This window comes from Nonomuraea roseola (assembly GCF_039535395.1).
Taxonomy (GTDB): domain Bacteria; phylum Actinomycetota; class Actinomycetes; order Streptosporangiales; family Streptosporangiaceae; genus Nonomuraea; species Nonomuraea roseola.
This window is the reverse complement of sequence record NZ_BAAAXC010000008.1, coordinates 137,840-162,434: the sequence shown is the minus strand read 5'-3', so window position 1 is coordinate 162,434 and position 24,595 is coordinate 137,840. Positions and strand designations below refer to the sequence as shown.

Here is a 24,595-nt window from a genome sequence, read left to right as displayed (position 1 = left end):
GCGAGCAGCCGATCAAGCACCTCTTCATGACGAACACGGTTGAGGCCGCGGCAACCCTGTCACTCAAACGTGGCCCGCGCCGAGAACGCGCAGCTCGGCGCTGCCCAGAACCTCCTCTCAACCAACCCCGCCTGTCGACTGGAACGCCGCACCCCCGCCCGCCGCGGCGACCCGCACAGCGTGAAAGGGTGCAACCCTCGCTGACCAGCCCGACCACCCTGGAGAACGTCGTGCCGCTGCCCCAGATCCCGACCGGCGACCCGCGCGTACTGGCTCTGTCGCACACCGATCGCTAGCCGGGCGTCCCGTCGCGCTCGCTTCTTCGGGCGAGGCGCTGGGCTTGCCCGTTGTGCACATCGCTTACCCACTCCCAGCCGGGCTTGGCCGATGGGCCGACCCGCGGGTCACTGGGAACATGGCCCTCACGCAAGGCGAGCACGTACGCCCGATCCCGCACGATCCGTGCGTGTACCTGATCAGCTCCGCCGACTGACCCGTGGCCGGGGACGAGGACATCGACGTCGCCCGCCACGCCCTCCAGCAGCCGCAGCGCGGCGAGGTAGTCCTCGATCGGGTCAGCGGTGTCGTCCAGGTCGAGCATCGGAACCAGGACATCAGAGAGCATGTCGCCGGCGACGAGAACCCCGCGTTCTTCGATGAACAGCGCCGCATGGCCCGGTGCGTGCGCTTGATGCTCGATGATCCGGACTTGAGTGCCATCCCATGGAATCTGCGCCGTCTCTGCTGGCAGGGCGGTGATGAGGCCGTACAGGTCCAGCGGGACCTGGTCGGCGATGCCCGTCGGGGCCAGGTGGGCGGTTATCTCGGCCTTCGCACCCGGGTCGGACAGCTGATCCCGGACAGTGGCCGCGCATCGGGCCGTGCCGTATCGAGGGGCCGCGCCGAGCCGGGGGTGCCAGAGCAGGTGATCCCAATCCGGATGCGTCGAGAAGCCTGCCGCAACGGTCTGCCCCAAATCGGACAGGTCGTTCGCGAGGCAGGCCATTTCGTGGTCCTGCACCCCGGGGTCGATGAGCAACACGCCAGCCCGGCCCTGCACGACAACGGCGTTGCTCTGGCAGAACTCGCTCTCATGGACCAGCACCCCCTCAGCGACCTGCCTCAGCACGAGCTCGCCTCCCTTGCATCCCGGATGGCGTGGCGATGCATCGTGACGCCCTGCTGGAACGATCGCTGCTCGAGCAGGTCGAGCTCGATCGGCACGTCGTAGTCGTCGAACAGCGGCCTGCCCGTGGGCGCCGACCTCTTCACCGCGCTTGTGTTCGCCATCGTTCTCCCTGTGGTCGTCGGTTTGCCGACACATCGTCGCGTTCACCATGGAGCCTCATCAATGACGAGATCTGGAACAATTGTTTGGCAATACTGAAGAATGAGGGAGCGGTGGAGCGTCAGGACATCGAGGTGTTCCTCGTACTCGCCGAGCAACTGCACTTCGCGCGCACGGCCGAGCGCCTCCGTGTCTCGGCTGCAACCATCAGCCAGACCATCGCCAAGCTGGAGCGCCGGTTCGGCGCACCGCTGTTCTACCGCACCACCCGCCGGGTCGAGCTGACCTCGCTCGGCAGGCAACTCCGGGACGATTTGCAGCCCGCGCACGCACAAATCCAGGCCGCGATCGCACGAGCGATCGCGGCGGGGCACGGCATCACCGGCACGCTGGAGCTGGGCTACATGTCGGCCGCGGTGGCCCAAGTCGTCCTGCGGCTGGCTGACAGCTTCCGCGACCACGTGCCCGGGCGCCGGGTGGCCATCCGCGAAACCGCGCTCGCCGACCTCTTCGGCCCCCTGCGCCGGGCAGAGGTCGACCTGTCGGTGCTGCCCTTGCCGGTAGAGGAGCCGGACCTCACCGTCGGGCCGGTGCTGCTGTCGGAGCCAGCGATGCTCGCCGTGCCCGCGGACCATCGGCTGGCGCACCGCATCCACGTTGGTCACGATGAGATCGCCCACGAGAGGGTGTTCTTCGCCGATAGTCTGCCCGGCTACTGGATCGACCACCACCTACCGGTGCCCGGCCGTCTCACCGAGTCCCTGCCCGGCTTCCAAGAGATCCTCGCCTACGTCACCTCAGGCCACGGCGTCGCCCTCGTCGGCGCCCAGACGCCGCACTTCTATCCGCGTCCCGGCTTGCTCTGCATCCCCGTGGAAGGCGATGCCGCGTTCGACTACGCCCTGGTCTGGCGCACCGATCGGCTCAGAACCATCGCCGAGGCCTTTCTCCACCACATCACGCCGCTGACCAGTAGCTGAGCGATGTGCCTTCGCTTGCCGGACTCCCATGGCAGCGGAGGTGCAGGTAGGCGACACCTCGTTATCGGGCAATACAGCGATCACCGACCCGGTCGTAAGCAGGGCGGGCGCCATCCGGCGCGAACGCTTTGTTTCCCGATTATCCGCCAACCTGGCGGATCAGGGAAGGCGACACGATGGGTCCACCCACTCGCCCGGCACCTGGACGATTTCCTCACCGACCTGGCCAACGCCGGCGCCTCCCCGCACACCCAGCGCGCCTACCGCGGCGACCTGCTGCAGTTCGCCGCCCACCACGACGGCGAGGTCGCCGAGCTGACCGCGACGCCGATCCGCGCCTACCTGGCCGAGCTCGCCGAACTGTCGCCGGCCAGCCGCAAACGCAAGCGCGCCTCCGTCGCCTCGTTCTGCAAGTGGGCGGTCACGACCTGCCGCTGGACCGGCTGCGTGACCGGGTGCTGTTCGAGACGGCCTACGTCTGCGGCGCCCGCGCCTCGGAAGTGTGCGGTGTCCATCGAGGCCGTCCGCCGCCGCCTCGGCCACGCCTCCACCGAGACCACCCAGCTGTCCGCGCTGCTGGACGGCGAGGTCGCCGACGCCGAGATCCGCGCCGCCCGACGTCACCGCGACCGGGCAAGCCGCTGATCCTCCGTGCTGCACAGCAGCGCGGCCGCGGCGCTGCGGTTCTCGACAACGCTCACGTCGAGATCCCACGTCGCCTTGCCCTGGAGGTGCCAGGGCAGGGTCTGGTGGTCGAGCTCGTCGGCGAGCAGGAGCGCGGCCACGGTGTCGAGGGCGCGGCGCATCGTCGGCCGGGCGGTGTCGGAGTCGTGCGCAGAGAGGTAGACGCTCGCCGGGCTGTGGGCGGTCGGTGCGGGCGAGCGCGGGCGGAGCGCCGGGGTCGCCCTCCGCAGCGTGCGGGTTCCCGATTCGCAACGCGGGGACGCTGGCACCTACAGCAGGCGACCTTTACAACGTAGATCAACCTCGTCTGATCACGTGCCAGGCCAGGTGCAGGGCCAGTCTGGTCGCTGGGTCGTCCAGGTCGTAACCCACCTCCTTGATCCGCTCCAGCCGCGCGGTGATCGTGTTGCGGTGCACGCCCAGCCGTTCGGCCGCCCGGACGGCGCCGCCCTCGCTCAGCACCGCTCCCAGCGTCTCCAGCAGCGTGCCCTCCCTGTCGGCGGCCATCAGCGGCCGCAGCACGACCGTGGCCGGCGCCCTGAGCACTCCCCCTGGAATGGCCGCCAGCAGTTCGGCCGGCCCCAGCCGATCCGAACGGGCCACGCGCCCGCTCCCTGCCAGGAACGCCGCCGCCTCCGCGCCCAGCAGCGACTCCCCCACGGCACGCAGTCCCGCCACGGGGGTGCCCACTCCCGCAGCGCACGGCCATGGCAAGGCTCGCAGGCACGCGCCGAGCCGCTCGGCCAGCTCGCCGGGTTCGAGCGCGGACCAGCCCGCCCAGCCGTCACCCCGCCGGATGACCGGAGCCCCGCCCAGCGTGGCCGCGATCACCTCGCCGGCCCTGGGGGCGTCCTGCCCGGCCGCCGTCCATCCGGACGGTCTGACCATGAAAGCGGACACGGGACCGCGCACGGCCCACCCCAACGCCACCGCCCTGGCCCAGACCCCTTCACCAGCCCTGCGGTCATCGGAGCGCCGGCCTGACCGGCCGCCACGGAGCCTGCCCGAGCCGCTCGGGGCGCTCGGGCCGGCCACGCCGCTGAGTCCAGAGCAGCTCCCGCCCCTGGAACCGGCTGGGCTCTCGGAACCCTCAGCACCCTCGAAGCCATCGAACCCCACGGGGCCGTCAGAATCCTCGAAGCCGCCAAGGTTGCCGGGAACGTCTGGGCCGTCAGAATCTTCGATGCCACCGAGATTGCCGGGAACGTCGGCGCCGTCAGAATCGTCGAAGCCAAGGTCGCCGGGAACGTCGGGGACATCAGAATCCTCCAGGCCGCCGCCGAGGTCGCAGGGAACGTCGGAGCCGGCTGGGCCCTCCGGGTTCTCGGGGCCGCTCGCGGCCTCCGACAGCAGGCGCTCGGCCAGGGCGGACTGGAGGGCGAAGTCACCTGCGGCCGCCAGCCGTTCTGTCGCCGCCCACGCCGCCAGGGGCGCGACGGCCAGCTCCAGCACCGTGCGCACCACCGAAGGCCAGCCCGCCGACCTCGCGGGACCGCCGGCCACCAGCCTGCCGAGCACCTCACCGGCGGGCCCCCGCACGACCACCTCAGCCGGCCACGCCCCCACGACCCCGGACGACCGAGCCACCGGCCCCCGTCCCGCAGGACCCGACGACGGAACGACCGGCCCCCGCCCCTCGAGCCCTGCCGGGCGAGCAGCCGGATCCCTGCCCCTGAGACCGGATGGGCGAACAGCCGGACCTCGGCCTGCGAGACCGGCTGGTGGAACGGCCGAACCTCGGCCCCCGAGACCGGACGCGGGAACAGCCGGATCCCGGCGTGCGGGACCGGACGGGGGCACGGCGGTCCCTCCACCTGCGGCGCCGGACGACAGCGCCGCCGTCCGGCCCGCCAGGCGGGTGCCGTACTCGTCGACGAAGGCCACCGACGTGCCAGGCAGCTCCGCGTTCAGCACCCCGAGCACCCGCCGCGCCGAGGCTCCGGCCTCCGCCAGCCTGGTCGCGCAGCGCGCCACCAGCTGTGTGCGCGCCGCCGCAGGACGAGCCGCCGCCGAGGCCACCTCCACCGCCGTCACCAGCGGGTCGGCCGTCACGAACACCAGCGTGATGCCGAGCCGCTCGGACAGCACCGCGCTGGAGCCCGCCCCCACCGCGCCGGCAGGAGCGATCACGCAGGCCGCCGCCTGCTCCCACGCCCGCCGCATCGCCATCTCCACCGCCCAGCCGCCGCTGGCCGCAGCGCCGATCAGCACCACGGCCGTGTGCGGCGCCACCGAGGAGAAGACGGCCAGCTCGTCCACGATGCGCACCTGATGGACGGGGCTCTCCCCCGCGCCGTACATCCGCGCGCCCGCCAGCGGCCCGCCGTTGACCAGCTCGGCCACCGTGACAGGCGCCTCCCACTCCGCCGCCCCGCCCATCGCACCACCAGGCCCGCTCACAGCTCCCCCGCTCCACTCATGACTCCGCCGCTCCACCCACCAAGGCCCGCTCCATGCGCTGATCCGTGCGATCGCCCCTCCCGCGCGGTGCGCGACGACGCCTCAACCCGCCGCATCCGCCCGGTTCGAGGGATCCCTCCGTCCACCGCGCCCGCTCCCCTCCCAGGAACCGGGGCGTTCTCGGGGAGCGGATCGCCCGCCTCCGCCCCGCTCCTTGTTCGCTCACAGAGCCCGGTCACAGCGGCACCCCGAAGGCGCGCAGGCCGCCGAGGGCTCTGCCCTGCTCGGTGTGCCACGCCGGGGCCGCGCGCAGCACCAGCACCTCGACACGCATCCCGGGGCTCGCCTTGTCGACGTCCACCACCACCCCGTCCGCCGACGAGATCATGCAGATCTGGTCGGGCGCCATCGCCACCGCCGCACCGTCGGCCAGGGCCAGCACGATCTCGTTGTGCGCCTCCAGCCGCACCAGCCGTCCCAGCCCCTCGCTCTCCTCTACCACGATGCTCGACGGCGCCGACGGCAGCGTCACGTCCGCGCCGTGCCCGCTGCTGCCCTCCACCGCGACGATGCGGCCCTCGCACAACCTGCGCACGCCGTACGGCGCCGCCACCGAACGCGGCGCACCGGGTCTGCCCGCCTCCAGCAGCAGCGACACCGTGCCCGGCACCAGCACCCGCGCCAGCTCGGCGGCCTCCATCGGGTAACAGGCGGCCAGCCCCCACCCGCCGAACGACAGCACCACCGGCCGCAGCGTCTCCTCCACCCTGTCGGGCGCGGTCTCCAGCAGCACCAGCTCGCCCGAGGGCCCCGCCAGCGCCAGCGGGGTGGAGCTGACCCCGCCCAGCGTGTAGGTCGTCTGCTCCACCAGGGGGAACACGCGTCCTGTGCCGTCGCCGTCCACCAGAGGCAGCCCCAGCGAGGCAGCGGCGATCAGGGGAAGCAGCGCGTTCTCCGCCGCCAGGTTCAGCGCGACGACCGCGCCCGCGCGCCTGCCCAGCCTGCGTTCCAGCGCCCGTACGGCACGAGCAGGCTCCTGCCCTTCCGGCAGCTGCTCGCCCAGGGCGGTCGTCGACCCGACCAGGCTGACGGCCACGCACAGCGTGCCCGGCGGCAGGTCGCCGGCCCCTGCGAGCTCCACGGGCGTGTCGAGCACCGCGCCCGCCCAGTCCACCGCCAGCTGGAAGGAGGACTCGGCGGCGCCCGTCGCGAACAGCCTCGACCCCGCCGCCAGCACGGGCAGCTCCTCACGCCCGATCACGGGGTGGTCCCCGCGGCGGTGACCCGGACCCTGTAGAGGCCGTCGGGCAGGTAGGACAGCGGGTTCACCGTCACCTCGCCGATGCGCGCCGAGCCGGGAGCGGCTCCCGCGCTCACCACCCTGGTCAGCGCCTCGTCGCGGGCGTCGGCCAGCGCCCTGTCGAGCTCGGCCCTTCCCCTGGCCTGGACGATCCGCTCCACCTCCGCCAGCGGTCCCGCCAGCGCGGCCCCGAAGGCGGCCGCCGCACCCGGTGGGACGGCCCCGCCCTCCCCCGCACCGGCCACCGAGCCCGGCGAGACGGCCTCACTCCCCCGCCCGCGGCCCGCAGGGCCGGGCGGCACTGCCTCGCTCCCCCGTCTCCGGTCCGCCGGGCCGGGCGGCGCGGCCTCGGTCTTCCCCGTGGACCCCGAGGAGACGGGCCCGAGGGGACGTCCAGAATGCGGGCCGGGCAGGGCGCGGGCTCCGTGCAGGGCGGCGGCGGCGGCGCCTTCGCGACAGATCAGGGGGTAGCGGCGGAAGTAGTGCGCCGAGACCAGCCCCTCGCCGCTCCTGGCGAAGTACAGCGGGATGCCCTCGAGCCACGAGGCCGCCGCGTCCGCCAGGCGCTCCGCCTCGGGCCGCAACGCCGCGTTGAGCATCGCCTGCCGCTCACGCTCGCGCAGCCCAGGCCGTCCGAACTCGTAGGACAGCGTGATGCGCGCCCCCGGCACCTCGGCGGCGATCAGCTCGGCCACCGCCAGCTCGTGGTCGGCCAGCACCGGTGAGCCCGTCGCCGTCACCGCGAAGTCCGCCAGCCCGCACCCGGAGGCGAAGGCGCGCACGGCGGCGGCGTCGAGAGGGGCGAGGGGGCGTCGGGTGAGGCTGTGGCCGCCGCGCACGATCGTGGCCAGCCCGCGCGGGTGCGTCACCTGCGGGCCCAGCGCCGGCGGGCACGGGCCGCCCACCCTGATCGCGGCGACGGGCGCGGCGTGCACGTCGTCGAGGTCCACCGCGACACAGGCCGCCCTCACCTCTCCGAGACCCGCCTCGGCGAGCCCGTTACCCAGCGAGCCGGCAGAGGAACGAGCGGAGGCGGGGAGGCCGTCGCCGTCGCGGGCTGGGAGCAGGGCGCCGTCATAGGCGCGCCACCAGGCCAGGACGCCGTCGCGAACGACCGCGACCGTGGTCGAGGACCGTCCGGGAGCGACGCCGAGGATCATTCCAGGCCGCGCCCCTCTGTCTCGGGCAGCGGCACCGCCAGCAGCGCCGTGACCACCATGAACGCGTTGATGACCAGCATCGTCGCGGTGAAGCCCGTGGCGCCTGCCAGCAGCGCGCCCACCGCCGACGGCGCCACCGTCGTGGCCACCAGCTGCGAGGCCGTGGCCCAGGAGTAGCCGGTGCCGCGCAGGGCCGTCGGGTAGAACTCGCCGTTCCAGGTGTTCCAGACGCCCCACGCGCCCAGGCTGAAGAACGACAGCACGAAGTTGCCCGCGTAGAGCTCGAAGGTGGAGTCGGCCAGCGCGAACCACAGCCCGCCCAGCGCCGCGGCCACCACGTAGACCAGGAACACCTTCTTGCGTCCGAAGCGCCCGGTCAGCAGGGAGGCGCTGACGTAGCCGGGGATCATCATCAGCGCGCTCAGCGCCGCGAAGCCCAGCGAGGCGTCGAAAGTCAGGCCCTTGTCCTGCAGCAGCGTCGGCAGCCAGGTCTGCAGGCCCCAGTAGCCCCAGTTGAAGGCGAAGTTCAGCAGCAGCATCGCCACGGTGATCTTCGTCAGTCTGCCGCGCAGCAGGTCGAGGGGGCGGCCCACACGCTCGGTCGCCACGGTGAAGGTCGCGTCGTGGTCGGGGCTGCCCAGCTCGCGCAGGACCTGGCGGGCCTCCTCCTGCCGCCCGCGCGCGGCCAGCCAGTACGGCGACTCCGGCACCCACGCCTGATCGCGAACGCCCACAGCCCCGCCGCCGCACTGGCGATGACGACCACGTGCCAGCCGAGGTCGCCCAGCGCCACCGACGCGCCGATGGCGGCCAGCATGCCGATCGGCCAGCCGATGGACAGGTAGACCGCCGCCCTGCCCCTGCTCCTGGTGGGCAGCAGTTCGAGGAAGTAGGGGAAGGTGATGGTGTAGACGCCCGCCAGCGCCAGTCCCGAGGCGACCCGCAGGGTGACCAGCGTGGCCATGTTCGGGGCGAAGGCCGAGGCGAAGGCGATCACCCCGTAGGCAAGCAGCGACCAGAAGGCGGCGGGCTTGCGGCCGATCCTGTCGGAGACGGGCCCCCAGATGAGCGCCCCCGGGATCATGCCGAAGGCCACGGCCGACAGCACGATCCCGATGCCCGCCTCGTCGATGCCGAAGGACTCGCCGAGGTCGCCCGAGACGTAGATGAGCGCGAGCTGCTCCCACGACTCGATGACGAAGGCGATGAACAGGGCGAGGGCGATGAGCACGTGCCGTCTGGTGAACGGCATCCGATCGAAGGCCGCCCCGATGGGCAGCGTGCGGGCGTCGGTGGCGGTCATGGAGACTCCTCGGAGGAGGGGGGCGCTGTGGGGATATGGCGCACCATAGGGCCGCCCCTCCCTCCTCCGCTGTGCACGACGCACCGGCCCGGCGGGCCGCGCTGTGCGCCTTGCCTTGCGGCCTCAGAATACCCGCAGGTCAGAGGCTGTTCTCGTGCACGTGCACGATGAGCCACTCCCCGTCGAGGTGACGCAGCACGGTGGTGGTGCGCACGATCTCGGGCTCCCCCGTGGCGTAGTCGACGCGCAGCAGGTAGCGGGCCAGCGCGGTGTCTCCCCACACGTCCACGACCTCGTCGTAGGCGTGCAGACCGGTCTCGGCGGGGCCGTCGGTCGGCCTGGCGTCCCGCACCTTGTCCAGCTGCGCCCTGCTGGTGATCAGGTCGGGGGCCGCCGAGTCGAAGATCGTGGCCTCCGGGTGCAGCAGGCGGTCGATGCCCGCCCTGTCCCCCCTGGTGTAGGCGTCGTACATGCCGGTCACAACCGCCCACACTGCCTGGCGCGTCATCGTTGCCCTCTCGTTCGCGTCTTTGTCCCATCGACCCTAGGTGATGGCCGATCAGCCACTTTAGGGTGCTTTGTCGGCATCACCGGACACCCCCTGCGCCCGCCGTCCAGGAGCAGCACGGGCCGTCAAGCTCGGATCAGCCGCACCACAGGCGGTGGAAGGAGTAACCACGCGCCTTCAACGTCTTGATGATCTTGGGGAGGGCCGCGACCGTCTGCCTCCTGTCGCCGCCGCCGTCGTGCAGCAGCACGATGCCGCCCGGCCTGACGTTCGCCAGCACCCGCTTGGCGATCGCCTTCGAGCCGGGCCTGGCCCAGTCGCGCGGGTCCACCGTCCACAGCCGGACCTCCTTGCCGAGCGCGGCCGCGCGCTTGCGCGCCCGCTTGTCCACGGCCCCGTACGGCGGGCGCAGGCACTGCGGGGTGTACCCGGTCTGCTTCCTGATCTCGGCGTCGGTGTGGAGCACCTGCCGCCTGAACGCCGGCCACGACAGGCCGCGCACGTCGGGGTGCGACCAGGTGTGGTTCTGGACGCTGTGGCCCTGCTCGAACACCTTCCTCGTCAGCGCCCTGTTCTCCTTGATGTTGACGCCGAGCTGGAAGAACGTGGCCCGCACGCCGTGCTCGCCGAGGATGGCGAGCACCCTTGACGTGTACTCGGACGGCCCGTCGTCGAAGGTCAGGTAGACGACCTTCTCCGCCGCCCGCGCGTGTGCGGCGGGAGCCGCCCCCAGACCCGCCACCATGACAGCGGCCACGACCGGCACCACAGCGCGCCAGCGAACCATCGTTCCCCCTCGTCCCCACGCCACGAGATCCCCTCTCACGAGAACCCCCGTCACGAGATCGCCCCTGATGAGATCGCCCCTCATGCGAGCCCCCTCAAGAGCTCAGTTCACGAGAGCTCACGTCACGGGAGCCGCCATTACGGGAGCACACATCATGAAATGTCGGGATCTATCTTGCTGCACGCGGGGGTCACTTACTCACGCCTGAGCTCGTGCTCCAGCTGCTCCAGCTCCGAGCCCCCGGCCATGAGCGTGGTCAGCTCCTCGCGGGTGATGTCGGCCTTGCCGTACTCGCCGATGCTCGTCCCCCTGTTGAGCAGCAGGAACCGGTCGCCGACCGGGTAGGCGTGGTGCGGGTTGTGGGTGATGAACACCACCCCGAGGCCGCGGTCGCGGGCCTTGGCGATGTAGCGCAGCACCACCCCCGCCTGCTTGACGCCGAGGGCGGAGGTGGGCTCGTCGAGGATGAGCACCCTCGCCCCGAAGTGCACCGCCCTGGCGATCGCCACCGACTGGCGCTCTCCGCCCGACAGCGTGCCGACGGGCTGGTCGACGTCGCGGATGTCGATGCCCATCGCGCGCAGCTCCTCGCGGGCGACCCGGCGGGCGCGCGCCACGTCGAAGCGCCCCATGGACTTGACCGGCTCCGAGCCGAGGAAGAAGTTGCGCCACACCGACATGAGGGGGATCATCGCCAGGTCCTGGTAGACGGTGGCGATGCCCCTGTCCAGCGCGTCTCGCGGGCTCGACAGGCGCACGGGCGCGCCGTCGACGAGCAGCTCGCCCGAGTCGTGCTGGTGCACCCCCGCCAGGATCTTGATGAGCGTCGACTTGCCCGCGCCGTTGTCGCCCAGCACGCAGGTCACCTGGCCCGCGGCCACGCTCATGGACACCCCGCGCAGCGCCAGCACGCTGCCGAAGGACTTGCCGACGTCCCTGGTCTGGAGGATCAACGTTTCACCTCTTCGGCGTAGCGGCGGACCAGACGGTTGGCGAGCGTGGCCAGCAGCAGCATCGCCCCGAGGAAGAACTTGAACCAGTCGGCGTCCCAGCCGAGGAAGACGATGCCCTTGTCGGCCATGCCGAAGATGACGGCGCCGATGGAGGCGCCGATGGCCGAGCCGTACCCGCCGGTGAGCAGGCAGCCGCCGATGACGGCGGCGATGATGTAGATGAACTCCTGGCCGATGCCCGAGCTGGCCTGCACCGAGGTGTAGCGCAGCGCCAGGATCGAGCCGACCAGCCACGCCGCGAAGGCCGTGGTCATGAACAGGGCGATCTTGGTGCGGGCGGCCGGCACGCCGACCGCGCGGGCGGCCTGCTCGTTGCCGCCGACCGCGAAGATCCAGTTGCCCGCTCTGGAGCGCATCAGCACCCAGGTGGCCACCACGGTCGCCAGCACCCACCACAGGATGGCCACCCTGAACCCGCTGTCGCCGATGGTGCCGCCGAAGACGGCCCTTGCCGACTCGTAGCCCTCGGCCCTGCGCAGGCCCGCGACCTGGACGGTGCCGGTCAGCGCCTTGGTGACGCCCAGGTTGAGTCCCTGCAGCATCAGGAAGGTGCCCAGCGTGACGATGAAGCTGGGCAACCTCGTCCTGGTGACGATGAGTCCGTTGGCGAAGCCGACGGCCAGCGCCACCGCCAGGCCCACGAGCATCGCCAGCCACACGTTCAGCCCGAACCTGGTGGCGAGCGTGACCAGCACCAGCCCCGTGGTGCCGGTCAGCACACCCGCCGACAGATCGAACTCGCCGCCGATCATCAGCAACGCGATCGCGACCGCCATGATGCCGAGGGTGGCCGCGGGGTCGAGCCAGTTGGCGATGCCCGCGACCGAGCGGAAGACCTCCGACTGCCCCGCGAAGAAGGCGAAGACCACCACCGCGCCGACGACCGCGCCGAGCTCCGGCCTGATCAGCAGGCGGCGCAGGCGGCCGACGTCGGCCAGGCGCTCGTCGGCGGCCGCGGAGCTCACCTGGTTCCGCTCTCTGCCAGCTTGGCGACCTGCTCGGCGTTGTCCTTGGTCACGAATCCGGGGCCGGTGTTGACCGGCAGCCCGCCGCCGACGGTGTTGAGGTTGGACTTGTACAGGTGCAGGAAGGTGATCGGCAGCCAGCCCTGCAGGTACTGCTGCTGGTCGACGGCGAACAGGACCTCGCCGTCCTTGATGGCGGTCACCACGTCGCCCGACAGGTCGAAGGTGCCCAGCTTGGCCTGCGAGCCCGCGTCCTTGAGCGCGTCCCTCGCCGCGATGGCCACGGCGGGGTTGAGCGCCAGCACGCCGTTGATCGCCTGGTCAGACTGGATCTTCGCGGTCACCTTTGAGCTGACGTCGGCCAGGTTGCTGACGTCCACCTGCAGGCGCTCGACCGATCCGCCGAGCGTCTGCTCGGCGCCCTTGCACCGCTGGTCGAGACCGACGTTGCCGGCCTCGTGGATGACGCACAGCAGCTTGGTGACGCCCGCCGCCTTGAGCTGCTCGCCCGCCCCGCGCCCCGCCACGTCCTCCGACTGGCCGACGTGCGTGAGGGCGCCGAACTCCTTGGAGCGGTCGAGGCCGGAGTTGACGGTGATCACCGGGATCCTGGCGGCGACGGCCTTGCCGATCGACTCCTTCAGCGCGTCGGGGTTGGCCATCGAGACCACGATCCCGTCGACCTTCTGCGTAACCGCCTGGTCGATGAGCTGCGACTGCTTGGCCGCGTCGCCGTCGCCCTGGTAGGTGACGCTCGCGCCGTACTGCTTGCCCGCGGCCTCCGCCCCGTTCTTGACCACGTCCCAGAAGGAGTCGCCGGGCGCCGCGTGGGTGATGACGGCGTAGGTGCCGCCCCCTCCGGCGGGGGCCGCGGTGGGAGCCGGCGAGCCGGCGGGCGCCGTGGCGGGGGCGGCGGACTGTGCCGCGCCACCGCCCGAGCAGCCCGCGAGGGCCAGCACGCCTGCCAGGACCAGCACGATCGGGGTTCGTTTCATGCGATACCTCCAAGACCATCGGGCTCGTCCTTGATGTAAACGCGCGGTCACCCCTTCGTCAATAATTTGTCGTGACATTAGGACTAATGGCCGTGCTACAGAACGGAATCATACGTTCCGTAGTATGGTCGAGTCATGACCGCCACACCGATGAGCGGCCGCCGTGCTCAGGCCGCCCGCAACGACGAAGCCATCCTCCAGGCGGCGAGAGCCGTCTTCACCACCGATCCCAGCGCGCCCATCTCTGCGGTGAGCGAGCGGGCGGGGGTCGGCATCAGCGCGCTCTACCGCCGCTACGGCAGCAAGGAGGGGCTGCTGCAGAAGCTCTGCGGCGACGGCCTCGAGCTCTACATCGCCGCCTCGGAGAAGTCACTGGCGATGCGGGGGGACCCGTGGGAGGCGTTCACGACGTACATGCGCGACATCGTCGACGCCGACTCCAGCTCCCTCACCATCGCGCTGGCCGGCACCTTCCACCCCACCGAGGAGCTCTACCACGCCTCCGCGCGCGCCTCCCAGCTGGCCATCGAGGTCCACGACCGCGCGGTGAAGGCCGGCGCGCTGCGCCCCGACGTGACCGCCGCCGACATCGCGCTGCTGTTCGAGCAGATCGCCTCCATCAAGCTCGGCGACGGGCAGCGCACCACCGAGCTGCGGCACCGCTACCTGACGCTGGTGCTCGACTCCCTGCGCAACCCCCCTGCCCACCAACCGCTGCCCGGCCCCCCGCCCACGGACGAGGAGCTCGAGCAGCGATGGGCGCCGCCCTCCTGACGGCGCGCCCCGCCGTACGCTCAGAGGGCGAGCCGCTCGGCCAGCGCGAGCGTGCGGCGCGCCCTCGTGATGATCGGCGCGTCCACGAGGCGGCCGTCGGGCAGCGCGACCGCGCCCACGTCGACGGCGCCCTCGGCGGCCTCCACGATCTCCCGCGCGGCGGCCACCTCCTCCCCCGACGGCCTGAACGCCTCGCGGATCACCGGCAGCTGCCGCGGATGGATCGCCGTGCGGCCGAACAGCCCGAACCCCCGCCCGCGCCTGGTCGAGGCCAGCAACCCCTCGTCGTCGGCTACGTTGGCGTACACCGACATCGGCACCGGCGGCAGCCCCACCGCGGCCGCGGCCAGCACCGCCCTGATACGCAGCTGGTCGAGCGCCGCCTCGTCGGTGAGAGACAGCTGCGCGATCAGGTCCTGCTCGCCCAGCGCCACGCCGGCCACCCTCGGGTGCGCCGCGATCGCCACCGCGTTGACCACACCGGCCGCCGACTCCAGCAGCGCGTGGATCGGTGCGTCCAGATCGACCAGGTCCACCGCCGCGGGCGACTCCACCTTCGGCACACGCACCCCCGCCACCGGAAGCCCCTCCAGCGCCCGCAGGTCGAGCTGGCCCTCGTCGGTGGCCGGGTCGTTGATCCGCACATGGACGGCGGGCGCCCCGCCGCGCAGATAGGCGACCGCGTTGCGCCTGGCCTCCTCCTTGCGGGAGGGGGCGACGGAGTCCTCCAGGTCGATGATCACCACGTCGGCGCCCGACGTCACGGCCTTGTCGAACCGCTCGGGTCTGTCAGCCGGAACATAGAGCCACGTGAGGTTCATGCGATCACCCCGTTCTCCCGCAGTTGCTTGATCTGCTCGGGCGTGTAGTCGAGTTCGCCCAGCACCTCGTCGGTGTCGCGGCCGAGTGGTCGTCCGGTCCAGCGCACCTCGCCGGGGGTCTCCGACAGCCTGAACAGCACGTTCTGCACGGTCACCGAACCCAGCTCCTCGTCGGGCAGCTCGACGAAGGTGTTCAGCGCCTCGTACTGCGGATCCTCGGCAATGTCCTTTACATTGTAGATCGGAGCGATCGCCGCCTGCGCCTCCTCGAAGCGGGCCACGACCTCCTCCGCGTCACGTGCGGCGATCCACGAGCCGACCGCCTCATCCAGCTCCTCCACGTGCTCTACCCGGCCCGCGCCGCTGGAGAACCACGGCTGCGCGACCAGGTCGGGCCTGCCCACCAGCGTGACCACGCGCTCGGCGATGGTCTGCGCGCTGGTGGAGACGGCCAGCCAGCGGCCGTCCCTGGTGCGGTAGGTGTTGCGGGGAGCGTTGCTGCTCGAACGGTTGCCCGCGCGCCGCGGCACCACTCCGAGCGCCTTGTAGGCCGTCATCTGCGGCCCGAGCAGGCCCATGATCGGCTCGATGATGGCCATGTCGACGACCTGGCCGCGTCCGGTCCGCTCGCGGGCGTGCAGCGCCACCATGACGGCGTAGGACATCGCCAGTCCCGCGATGCCGTCGGCCAGCGCGAGCGGCGGCAGCGTCGGCGGCCCCTCGGGCTCGCCCGTCATCGAGGCGAAGCCGCTCATCGCCTCGGCCAGCGTGCCGAACCCCGGCCGGCTCGCCATCGGCCCGAACTGGCCGAACCCGGTCATCCTCGCCACGATCAGGCGGGGGTTGAGCGCCAGCAGGTCCTCAGGCGCGAGGCCCCAGCGCTCCAGCGTGCCAGGCCTGAAGTTCTCCACCAGCACGTCCGACTCCCGCACCAGGCGGCGCAGGATCTCCTGCCCTTCGGGCTTGGACAGGTCGACGGCCGCGGCCCTCTTGTTACGCGAGAGCGACTTCCACCACAGGCCGACCCCGTCCTTGGCGGCCCCGTGCCCGCGCGAGGGGTCTCCGCGCCTGGGGTGCTCGATCTTGATGACGTCGGCGCCGAAGTCGCCCAGCATCATCGCGGCGGACGGCCCGGCGAACAACGTCGCCGCGTCAATCACTCGGATATCGGCAAGACTGGTCATAGTCCTATATCTTATAAGTTATGCGAGCGCCCATGAGCAAAGCGGACTACGCGTACGAGGTGCTGCTGGAGGAGATCAGGACGGGCCAGATCCCCGGCGGCACCGCGCTGCGCGCCGCGGCCGTCGCCGCCAGGCTCGGGGTGTCGGTCACCCCGGTGAGAGAGGCCCTGCGCCGCCTGGAGAAGGACCGGCTGATCAGCTACGAGGCGCACCACGGCGCGACGGTCGTCGATCTCGGGGACGAGGCGCTGGCGGAGTTCTACGGCGTGCGCGCGGTGGTGGAGGGCCTGGGGGCGAGGCTGGCCGCCTCCCGCGTCACCGCCGTGGAGCTGGCCGACCTGCGCGAGCTGCACCGCTCGATGGCCGAGGCCGCCGCGGCAGGGCGGCTGGAAGAGCTCGGCGCGGGCTCGGAACGCTTCCACCTGCGGATCGCCGACATCGGCGGACCCGCCTTCCTCGGCCAGCACGCCAGAGCGGTGCGGGCCAGCTTCCCCGTGCCCGCCACGGCCTCGCTGTGGCTCGACCCCGAGGTGGCGGCGCGGCAGCTGGAGGCGCACGAGCGGATCCTGCGGGCGCTGGAGGAGGGCGACGGGACCACCGCCGAGCGCGTCATGATCGAGCACGTCGAGGCGGGCGCCGTCCACCGGCGCGAGCACGGCGCGTCGCCGGCCTGAGCCCCGGCGGACCCGCGTCCCGGCCTCCGCGCCTCAGACCCGCGCGGCCCTGCAGGCGAGCTGGAGGGCCAGGCGTTGCTGGGGATCGTCCAGGTCGGCCTGGAGCAGTTCCTCGATGCGCCTGACGTTCCTGCTGACGGCGTTGCGGTGCATCCGCACCTCCTCGGCGGCCCTGGCGGGCGAGCCGTGGTGGTCGAGGTAGGCCCGCAGGATCTCCAGCAGCAGCCCGGCCTTCTTCTGCTCCAGGATCGGCTGCAGCAGCTCCCTCACCGCCTGCTGCGCCGCGTCGGAGGAGTACCACTCCTCCAGCATCCGGTCCAGGCCGGCCAGGTCGTAGGTGGCCAGGGCCGAGGAGCCCCTGCGCACGGCCGTACGGGCCTCGGAGGCCGAGGTGCGCAGCCCCAGCAACCCCTGGTGGGCGGTGCTGACACCGCATCGCAGGTCGGCGCCGGCCGGCCGTACGCGCTCGAGCAGCAGCGCCGCGTCCCTGGCGGCCGCGCGCAGGCCCGCGCGCCCCGGGTCGTGCGCCGAGGTGCGCACCACGATCAGCGCCCCGTCGGCCATCGTGACGCTCCACTCGGGCCCCACCAGCTCCCGCACCAGCCGCGCGGCCCGCGTCGCGAGAGTGTCGAGCAGCGCGTAGGGCTCGGGGCCCTCCATCCGCAGCACCACGTGCCATCCGTCGACGGGCAGCCCGAGCGTGCGCGCCCTCGGGGCCAGCTCCTGGGCCTGCTTCTCCGGCGCGACCAGCAGCTCGGTCAGCACCTGGGCGCGCGAGCGGGCCGGCGCCTCCTCCGAGGGGCCCGCCGCCGCCACCAACTCGGCCAGTTTGAGCACGATCCGCGTCGCCCTGCCCAGGTGGTCGTCGCGCTCCTGTGCGGAGAAGTCCGCCGCCACCTCGACGCCGAGCGCCGCGCCCGCCTCGGCGGCCATCCGCTCAGGCGCTCCGGCGGCGGCGAGCACGCCGCGCACCGCCTTCTCCGCCCTCACCAGCGCGTCGGCGGCGTCCCCGGCGATGGCGCGCTCGACGGCGACGACGAGCCCCGCCAACTCCGTCCCTTCCCGCGCCGCCAGGAGCGCCACCCCTGCCCGCTCGGCCAGGGCTGCGGCCGAGCGGGCCACCTCCACCGGCGCGGTCAGCACCAGCGCCGCCGCCCCCGCCGCGCCCGCGTCGCGCAGCACCACCTCCAGGCGGTAGCCGGTGGCCCGCAGCGACGCCTCGCCCGTGAGCACGAGCACGGCGCCCGGCGGCTGGTCCACCACCGTGCGCAGGTCCTCAAGCAGCCGCACCCCCGTGGCGAGCCGCGGCTCCGCTGGTCCGGCCAGTCGGCGCAGGTCATCGCCTGTGTACATGCGTTCAGTGTGCCACCAGCACACTGATCCCCCAAAGAGGGTCTCTCAGCACACCCCAGGTGACCTGCGGCTTTCCTACTGTGGGAGACATGGACATCGACACGGGGTCGCTCCCCGCCTACGCCAGGGGATGCGCCGTCCTCGGTTCGGGCGGCGGCGGTCCCGTGACGATCGCCAGGGCCGCCGCCCTCCAGGCGCTGCGCGACCACGGTCCCGTCCGCGTGGTCCAGCCCGCCGACCTCGACCCCGACCTGCTGGTCATGCCGGTCGGGACCGCGGGCTCCTCCGCGGTGATGTCGGAGCGGGTCGGCGGCACCGACGAGCCCCTGTACCTGCGCCAGAAGATCGAGGAGCTGTACGGCACGCCTGTCGCCGCCCTCATGGCCAGCGAGATCGGCGGCGCGAACGGCTGCCTTGCCGTCGCGTGGGCGGCCCGCCTCGGCCTGCCCCTGGTCGACGCCGACGGCATGGGCCGCGCCTTCCCCCGCATGGACCAGACCGTCATGCAGCTGCGCGGCATCTCCCCCACCCCCGCCGTGGTCTGCGACGGGCGCGGCAGGACCGTCGTCATCGACCACGTGTCGGGCCGCTGGCTGGAGCGCCTGGTCCGCGCCGCCCTCGAACCCTTCGGCGGCCAGGTGGCCACCAGCGAGTACGTGCTGCGCGGCCACCAGGTCGCCTCCTCCACCGCGCTCGGCTCGGTGAGCAGGGCGCTGCGCCTCGGCACCACGCTGCCCGCGCCCCTCATCTCGGGGAAGGTCGCCGAGACCGGCTCCATCCTCGTCGAAGGCCTCGGGCCCGACCTCGGCCGCCTGGTCAGGGTCGAGGCGGGCACCGAATTCCTCGCGGTCATGGAGGACGGCGCGCCGCTCGCCGCCGTCCCCGACGTGATCGCGATGCTCGACTCCCGCACCGGCGAGGCCGTCGACGCCGAGCACGTCAGGTACGGCCTGCGGGTCAGCCTCGTGCACGTCCCCTGCGACCCCGTCTGGCACACCCCCGAAGGACTGCGACTGGCAGGACCTGAGGCGTTCGGCCTGTTCGCCCTGCCGGTGCCCGCGACCTCCTCCGCTCCCCCCGGGGGACCCCCGCCCGCGGCCGCCTCCGCCCTCCTGGAGGACCCCCCGGCCGCGGCCCCGTCCCCGCCGCACCGGCCGGTGACGTCGTGAAGGCCGGAGTCGACGTCGGGCCGACCAACACCGACGCCGCCCTGCTCGGACACGCGGGCGCGATCCTGTCCACCGTCAAGGTCGCCTCGGTCCCCGGCGACCCGGTGGCCAGCGTCACCGCGGCGCTCGGAAGGCTCGGCGCGCCGCCCCTCGCGCAGGTCGCGGTCGGGCTGCGCGGCGCCGCCTCGGCCGTGGACGAAAGGCGCGGCCTGTACAAGGTCGCCGTCCTGCGCATCGGCGGGCACGAGGCGCAGGCCGTACGGCCGCTGTTCGGCTGGCCGGAGGACCTGCTGCGGGCCGTCTGCGCCGCGACCGCGATCGTGGACGGCGGCGGCGGCCTGGACCGCGAGGACTGGACGCCCCTGGACACCGTCGCGGTCGCCCGCTTCGCCGCCGGCGTCGCGGGCCGGGCGCAGGCGGTCGCGATCACCGGCCTGTTCTCGCCCCTCGACGCCGAGCAGGAGCTCGAGGCCGCCGACATCGTCAGGGCCGAGCTGGGCGACCTACCCGTCGCGCTGTCGGCCGACCTCGGCTCACTCGGCCTGATCGAGCGTGAGAACGCCACGGTCCTCGACGCCGCCCTGTCCGGTTTCGCCACCGACGTCGCCGCCCGCCTGGCGGCCGCGCTGTCGCCGGTCACCGCCGTCCACGTCACCCGCGGCGACGGCACGCTGATGAGTCTGGAGCACCTGGCGCGGCATCCGGGGCTCAGCCTGGGCAGCGGCCCCGCCAGCGTGCTGCGCGGCGCGGGCGTGCTGACCGGCCTCGAGGACGCCGTGGTCGCCGACGTCGGCGCGCGCCGCGTCAGGGTGGGCGCCCTCGCCGGCGGCTTCCCCGAGGAGGCCCCCGGCGGCGCCCGCATCGGCGGCGTGCCCGTCGGCCTGCGCATCCCCGAGCTGATCAGGGTCCCTCGCCCCTTCGAGCCCGCCGAGCTGGCCGAGGCCGTCGACAGGATGCAGCCGGGCGCGGACCGCCTGCCGCTCGTGGTCGTCGGGGGAGGGGAGCGGGCCGTGCCGGACGGGCTGCATCCGGTCCACGGCACGGCGGCGGGCGCCATCGGAGCGGCCACCAGCCCGGTCGGCGGTCAGTACGAACGCGTCGTGCGCCTGCCCGACCGCTCCGACCTGCCCGCCGCGCTCGAGGCGGTGGTCGAGGAGGCCAGGGCCAGCGCCGTCAGGGCCGGCGCCGACCCCAGGCACGTGCGCATCCTCGAGGCCGCCGACACGCCGCTCGCCTACCTGCCAGGCCCCTTCGTACGGCTGCGCGCCAGGGCCGCGGGCCCGCCAGCCCAGCTGTGAGACCCCCACGAAAGGCACACCTTCCATGAGCACAACCACCACCGACGAGGACTACCCCCTGGAGCGGGTGCCGCAAAGCGCCCGCTATCCCTGGTTCGACGTGGCCGTGCAGCGCTTCGGCCAGCTGTCCGACCTCACCCAGTTCCTGCTCGGCGCCACCCTGGGCGCGGGTCTGTCGTTCTGGGGCGCGTTCTGGGCGTTCACGCTCGGCTCGGTGATCCTGGAGATCGTCTGCATCTTCGTCGGCATCGCCGGCATGCGCGAGGGCCTGTCCACCTCGGTCCTGGCCAGGTGGACGGGGTTCGGCCGCTACGGCTCCACCCTGATCGGCGTCATCATCACGCTCAGCCTCTTCGGCTGGTTCGGCGTGCAGACCGCGGTCTTCGCCGCCGGCCTGCACTCGATCATGAACTGGCTGCCCCTCTGGGCCTGGTCCCTGATCGCGGGTCTCGGCGTGACCGCGCTGGTCATCCGCGGGTTCAAGGCGATGGGCATGACGGCCTTCATCACCGTGCCGGCCTTCCTCGGCCTCGCCGGATGGGCGATGTGGGTGGAGATCTCCCGCCACGACCTGGGCGCGCTGGTCGCCTCGCCGCCGTTCGGCGAGCCGATCTCGATCGCGACGGGCGCCACGATCGTGGCAGGCTCCTACATCATCGGCGCGGTCACCACGCCCGACATGACCCGCTTCAACCGCAACGCGGGCGACGTGGTCAAGCAGACGCTGGTGGGCATCTCCCTCGGTGAGTACGTGCTCGGCCTGGCCGGCGTGCTGCTGGCCTACGCGGTGAAGTCCTCGGACGTCATCGCCATCATCACCGCCTCCTCCGGCGTGGTCGGCGTCATCGTGCTGATCTCGGCCACCGTCAAGATCAACAACTGGAACCTGTACTCCGCCTCCCTCGGCCTGCTGAACGCCATCGAGTCCACGACCGGCCTCAAGCTCAACAGGGTCGCGGTGACCATCGGGATCGGGATCTTCGGTAGCATTCTGGCCGCGATGGGCATCCTCGAGCGGTTCACCGACTTCCTGCTCATCCTCGGCGTCATCACCCCGCCGATCGCGGGGATCATGGTGGCCGAGTACTTCGTGGTCAAGCGCTGGCGGCCGGTCCTCGACGCCTCCCGCGAGCGGGGCGAGCTCCCCGCGACCGAGCCCGGCTGGGTGCCCGCGACGCTCGTCATCTGGGCCTGCGCGGCGCTGGTCGGCTGGCTGAGCGAGCACCACCAGTGGATCGGCATCCCCGCGCTCAACTCCCTGCTGCTCGCAGGCCTGGCCTACATCGTCGCGGGCAAGCTCGGCCTGGTCCGTGGCTCCCGCGAACTCGTCACCGTCTGAAGGATCTCCCCCTTATGCGCATCGGCATCGACGTGGGCGGCACCAACACCGACGCCGCCCTCATCGGCGACGGCGGCGAGGTTCTCGCCACCGTCAAGTCCCCCACCACCGAGGACGTCACCGGCGGCGTCGCCGCGGCGCTGGCGGGCCTCGGCGCCAACCAGGTGTCCGCGGTCATGATCGGCACCACGCACTTCGTCAACGCCCTGGTCGAGGCGGCCCGTCTGGAGCCCGTCGCCGCCGTACGGCTGGGCCTGCCCGCCACGGCGGCCCTGCCGCCCATGGTCGACTGGCCCGAACGGCTCAGGAAGGTCGTCGAGGGCGCGTCCTACCTGTGTCACGGCGGCCACGAGTACGACGGCACCCCCATCTCCGAGCTCGACCCCGAGGAGCTGCGCCGGGTCGCCGCCGACATCAGGGCGCGCGGGCTGCGCTCGGTGGCGATCTCCTCGGTCTTCTCGCCCGTCAGCGACTCCTCAGAGCGGCGCGCCGCCGAGATCCTCGCCGCCGAGCTGGGCCCGGAGGTGCACCTCTCCCTCTCCGGCGAGATCGGCCGCGTCGGCCTGCTGGCCAGGGAGAACGCCACGATCGTGAACGCGGCGCTGCGCCCGCTCGCCGAGCGCACGGTGGCCGCCTTCAGCCAGGCCCTCAAGGTGGCCGGCATCGAAGCGCCGCTGTTCCTGTCGCAGAACGACGGCACGCTCATGGACCTCTCGCGGGCCACGCGCTACCCGGTGGCCACGTTCGCCTCCGGGCCGACCAACTCCATGCGGGGCGCCGCCTACCTGTCGGGGCTGACCGACTGCGCGGTCGTCGACATCGGCGGCACCACCTCCGACGTCGGCATCCTGGTGGGCGGCTTCCCCCGCGAGGCCTCGGGCGAGGCGATGGTCGCCGAGGTCCGCACCAACTTCCGCATCCCCGACGTGCTGTCGATCGGCATCGGCGGCGGCTCGCTGGTCGCCGAGGACGGCTCGGTGGGGCCGCGCAGTGTGGGCTACCGGCTGCCCGAGGAGGCGCTGGTGTTCGGCGGCGGCACGCTGACCGCCACCGACCTGGCCGTGGCCGCGGGCCACTCCGACATCGGCGACCCCTCCCTGGTCGCGGGGCTCGACCCGGCCAGGTCGCTGAAGCTCATCGCCGAGCGGGTGGCCGACGCCGTGGACCGCATGCGCACCTCCTCCGACCCGCTGCCGGTCGTGCTGGTGGGCGGCGGCAGCATCCTCATCAGGGAGCTGCCCGGCTTCGAGGACGTGCGCAGGCCCGACCACTACGCCGTGGCCAACGCCGTGGGAGCGGCCATCGCCCAGGTCGGCGGCGAGGTGGACAGGGTCTTCTCAGGCCCGCGCGACACCGTGCTGGCCGAGGCCAAGGCGGAGGCCGTGGCCCGCGCCGAGCGGGCGGGCGCGCGCGCGGGCAGCGTGCGCATCGCCGACGTGGAGGAGGTCCCGCTGGCCTACCTGCCCGGCGACGCGACCCGCATCAGGGTGAAGGCGGTCGGCGACCTGGACTTGGAGAAGATCAATGCGTGAGATCGACATCGACCAGCTGGACGACATGGCCAGGGGCGCCGGCATCCTCGGCACCGGCGGAGGCGGCGACCCCTACGTCGGCAAGCTGCTGGCCAGGGAGGCCATCCGCCGTCACGGCCCGGTGACCCTCTACGACATCGCCGAGGTGCCGGCCGACGCCACCGTGGTGCCGATCTCGGGCATGGGCGCCCCCACCGTGCTGCTGGAGAAGCTGCCCGCCGGCACCGAGGAGCTGGCCGCGCTGCGGGCGCTGGAGGCGGTGCTCGGCCGCAAGGCCACGCACATCGTCCCGATCGAGGTCGGCGGCGTGAACTCGATGATCCCCATCGCGGCCGCCGCCCAGGCAGGGCTGCCCCTCGTGGACGGCGACGCCATGGGCCGCGCCTTCCCCGAGGCGCAGATGGTGCTCCCCACGCTGATCGGGGTGTCCAACACGCCCATGGCCCTGGCCGACGACAAGGGCAACACCCTGGTCGTCGACGCGATCTCCAACCACTGGGCCGAACGGCTGGGCAGGGCGGCCTGCGTGCAGATGGGCTGCCAGGTCTCCTGCGCCGACACGGTGCTGCGCGGCGACCAACTGGCCGACGGCCTGGTCCCCGCCACCCTGACGCTGGCCGAGGACCTCGGCAGGGCCGTACGGCTGGCGCGGGCCGCCCACGCCGACCCCGTGGCCGCGGCGACCTCCGTGCTCGGCGGCGTGAAGCTGTTCGCGGGCAAGGTCGTGGACGTCGAGCGCCGCACCACCGGCGGGTTCGCGCGAGGCAAGGCGCTGCTGGCGGGGGCGGGCTCCTTCGAGCTCAGCTTCCAGAACGAGCACCTGCTGGCGCGCAGGGACGGCGGGATCGTCGCGACCACCCCCGACCTCATCTGCGTGCTCGACACCGACACCGGCGAGCCGGTGACCACCGAGGCCATGCGCTACGGCCTGCGCGTCACCGTCATCGGGGTGCCCTGCGACCCGCGGTGGACCTCCCCCGCGGGGCTCGAGCTGGCGGGGCCGAGGTACTTCGGCTACGACTGCGACTACCGGCCCCTGACCCTCGCCTAGCCCCGAGCCCCGGCTCA

Annotated in this window: 24 protein-coding genes and 1 pseudogene; 9 read left to right on the top strand and 16 right to left on the bottom strand. The window is 72.6% G+C overall.

What is annotated here, in order from left to right; translation table 11 throughout:
* Positions 1–292: 292 nt before the first annotated feature.
* A complete protein-coding gene (locus tag ABFX55_RS09125) occupies positions 293–1,129 on the bottom strand; it encodes an MBL fold metallo-hydrolase (RefSeq protein ID WP_346119519.1) in 837 nt (278 codons plus the stop codon).
* Entirely contained in the window at positions 1,123–1,290 is a 168-nt protein-coding gene (locus ABFX55_RS09120) for a hypothetical protein (protein ID WP_346119517.1), read from the bottom strand. Before ABFX55_RS09120 ends, ABFX55_RS09125 begins: the two co-directional genes overlap by 7 nt.
* Before the next feature lie 111 nt (positions 1,291–1,401).
* Between ABFX55_RS09120 and ABFX55_RS09115 the strand changes: the two genes are divergently transcribed.
* Positions 1,402–2,268, top strand: a complete 867-nt coding sequence (locus tag ABFX55_RS09115; protein ID WP_346119515.1) for a LysR family transcriptional regulator — start codon at positions 1,402–1,404, stop codon at positions 2,266–2,268.
* Positions 2,269–2,283: 15 nt separating this feature from the next.
* Positions 2,284–2,913, top strand: coding sequence for a site-specific integrase (locus ABFX55_RS09110; protein ID WP_346119513.1), 630 nt, complete (start codon positions 2,284–2,286; stop codon positions 2,911–2,913).
* On the opposite strand, the gene ABFX55_RS09105 is transcribed toward ABFX55_RS09110, so the two are convergent.
* The 11 genes and pseudogenes from ABFX55_RS09105 to ABFX55_RS09055 form a co-directional block, all read right to left on the bottom strand.
* Complete coding sequence (locus tag ABFX55_RS09105) at positions 2,889–3,221, bottom strand: hypothetical protein (RefSeq protein ID WP_346119511.1); 333 nt, start codon at positions 3,219–3,221, stop codon at positions 2,889–2,891. The genes ABFX55_RS09110 and ABFX55_RS09105 overlap by 25 nt on opposite strands.
* A 28-nt stretch (positions 3,222–3,249) precedes the next feature.
* Complete coding sequence (locus ABFX55_RS09100; RefSeq protein WP_346119509.1) at positions 3,250–5,352, bottom strand: PucR family transcriptional regulator; 2,103 nt, start codon at positions 5,350–5,352, stop codon at positions 3,250–3,252.
* 235 nt (positions 5,353–5,587) lie between these two features.
* Entirely contained in the window at positions 5,588–6,613 is a 1,026-nt protein-coding gene (locus ABFX55_RS09095; RefSeq protein ID WP_346119507.1) for a DUF917 domain-containing protein, read from the bottom strand.
* Complete coding sequence (locus tag ABFX55_RS09090) at positions 6,610–7,812, bottom strand: hypothetical protein (RefSeq protein WP_346119505.1); 1,203 nt, start codon at positions 7,810–7,812, stop codon at positions 6,610–6,612. The genes ABFX55_RS09095 and ABFX55_RS09090 overlap by 4 nt, the downstream gene beginning before the upstream one ends.
* Positions 7,809–8,522: an MFS transporter gene (locus tag ABFX55_RS09085; RefSeq protein WP_346119504.1), complete on the bottom strand. Its 714-nt coding sequence runs from the start codon at positions 8,520–8,522 to the stop codon at positions 7,809–7,811. Before ABFX55_RS09085 ends, ABFX55_RS09090 begins: the two co-directional genes overlap by 4 nt.
* A pseudogene (locus ABFX55_RS09080) lies at positions 8,510–9,064 on the bottom strand (MFS transporter); the annotation flags it as partial. The pseudogene ABFX55_RS09080 and the gene ABFX55_RS09085, both read right to left, overlap by 13 nt.
* Before the next feature lie 190 nt (positions 9,065–9,254).
* A complete protein-coding gene (locus ABFX55_RS09075) occupies positions 9,255–9,623 on the bottom strand; it encodes a nuclear transport factor 2 family protein (protein WP_183661288.1) in 369 nt (122 codons plus the stop codon).
* Positions 9,624–9,759: 136 nt separating this feature from the next.
* The gene (locus ABFX55_RS09070) at positions 9,760–10,380 is read right to left on the bottom strand and encodes a polysaccharide deacetylase family protein (RefSeq protein ID WP_346119502.1); all 621 of its coding nucleotides are present in this window, start codon (positions 10,378–10,380) and stop codon (positions 9,760–9,762) included.
* 224 nt (positions 10,381–10,604) lie between these two features.
* Entirely contained in the window at positions 10,605–11,363 is a 759-nt protein-coding gene (locus ABFX55_RS09065) for an ATP-binding cassette domain-containing protein (protein ID WP_346119500.1), read from the bottom strand.
* Entirely contained in the window at positions 11,360–12,388 is a 1,029-nt protein-coding gene (locus ABFX55_RS09060; RefSeq protein ID WP_346119498.1) for an ABC transporter permease, read from the bottom strand. The genes ABFX55_RS09065 and ABFX55_RS09060 overlap by 4 nt, the downstream gene beginning before the upstream one ends.
* The gene (locus tag ABFX55_RS09055) at positions 12,385–13,383 is read right to left on the bottom strand and encodes a sugar ABC transporter substrate-binding protein (RefSeq protein WP_346119496.1); all 999 of its coding nucleotides are present in this window, start codon (positions 13,381–13,383) and stop codon (positions 12,385–12,387) included. Before ABFX55_RS09055 ends, ABFX55_RS09060 begins: the two co-directional genes overlap by 4 nt.
* Before the next feature lie 135 nt (positions 13,384–13,518).
* Here ABFX55_RS09055 and ABFX55_RS09050 point away from each other — a divergent pair, with 135 nt between their 5' ends.
* The gene (locus ABFX55_RS09050; protein ID WP_346119494.1) at positions 13,519–14,157 is read left to right on the top strand and encodes a TetR/AcrR family transcriptional regulator; all 639 of its coding nucleotides are present in this window, start codon (positions 13,519–13,521) and stop codon (positions 14,155–14,157) included.
* A 20-nt stretch (positions 14,158–14,177) separates the two neighbouring features.
* Here ABFX55_RS09050 and ABFX55_RS09045 read toward each other — a convergent pair whose 3' ends face one another.
* Both ABFX55_RS09045 and ABFX55_RS09040 read right to left on the bottom strand, forming a co-directional pair.
* A complete protein-coding gene (locus tag ABFX55_RS09045) occupies positions 14,178–14,978 on the bottom strand; it encodes an HpcH/HpaI aldolase/citrate lyase family protein (RefSeq protein ID WP_346119492.1) in 801 nt (266 codons plus the stop codon).
* A complete protein-coding gene (locus ABFX55_RS09040; protein ID WP_346119490.1) occupies positions 14,975–16,162 on the bottom strand; it encodes a CaiB/BaiF CoA transferase family protein in 1,188 nt (395 codons plus the stop codon). Before ABFX55_RS09040 ends, ABFX55_RS09045 begins: the two co-directional genes overlap by 4 nt.
* Before the next feature lie 32 nt (positions 16,163–16,194).
* Here ABFX55_RS09040 and ABFX55_RS09035 point away from each other — a divergent pair, with 32 nt between their 5' ends.
* The gene (locus tag ABFX55_RS09035; RefSeq protein ID WP_346119488.1) at positions 16,195–16,836 is read left to right on the top strand and encodes a GntR family transcriptional regulator; all 642 of its coding nucleotides are present in this window, start codon (positions 16,195–16,197) and stop codon (positions 16,834–16,836) included.
* Positions 16,837–16,869: 33 nt separating this feature from the next.
* Here ABFX55_RS09035 and ABFX55_RS09030 read toward each other — a convergent pair whose 3' ends face one another.
* Positions 16,870–18,189, bottom strand: a complete 1,320-nt coding sequence (locus tag ABFX55_RS09030) for a PucR family transcriptional regulator (protein ID WP_346119486.1) — start codon at positions 18,187–18,189, stop codon at positions 16,870–16,872.
* A gap of 89 nt (positions 18,190–18,278) precedes the next feature.
* Between ABFX55_RS09030 and ABFX55_RS09025 the strand changes: the two genes are divergently transcribed.
* From ABFX55_RS09025 to ABFX55_RS09005, 5 genes are read left to right on the top strand one after another with little or no spacing between them, the layout of a single operon-like run.
* Positions 18,279–19,358, top strand: a complete 1,080-nt coding sequence (locus ABFX55_RS09025; protein WP_346119484.1) for an S-methyl thiohydantoin desulfurase family protein — start codon at positions 18,279–18,281, stop codon at positions 19,356–19,358.
* Positions 19,355–20,656, top strand: a complete 1,302-nt coding sequence (locus ABFX55_RS09020; RefSeq protein WP_346119482.1) for a hydantoinase/oxoprolinase N-terminal domain-containing protein — start codon at positions 19,355–19,357, stop codon at positions 20,654–20,656. Before ABFX55_RS09025 ends, ABFX55_RS09020 begins: the two co-directional genes overlap by 4 nt.
* 25 nt (positions 20,657–20,681) lie before the next feature.
* Positions 20,682–21,995, top strand: a complete 1,314-nt coding sequence (locus tag ABFX55_RS09015) for a purine-cytosine permease family protein (RefSeq protein WP_346119480.1) — start codon at positions 20,682–20,684, stop codon at positions 21,993–21,995.
* A gap of 14 nt (positions 21,996–22,009) precedes the next feature.
* Positions 22,010–23,527, top strand: coding sequence for a hydantoinase/oxoprolinase N-terminal domain-containing protein (locus tag ABFX55_RS09010; protein WP_346119478.1), 1,518 nt, complete (start codon positions 22,010–22,012; stop codon positions 23,525–23,527).
* On the top strand, positions 23,520–24,578 hold the full coding sequence (locus ABFX55_RS09005) for an S-methyl thiohydantoin desulfurase family protein (protein WP_346119476.1): 1,059 nt from the start codon (positions 23,520–23,522) through the stop codon (positions 24,576–24,578). Before ABFX55_RS09010 ends, ABFX55_RS09005 begins: the two co-directional genes overlap by 8 nt.
* Positions 24,579–24,595 lie beyond the last annotated feature (17 nt).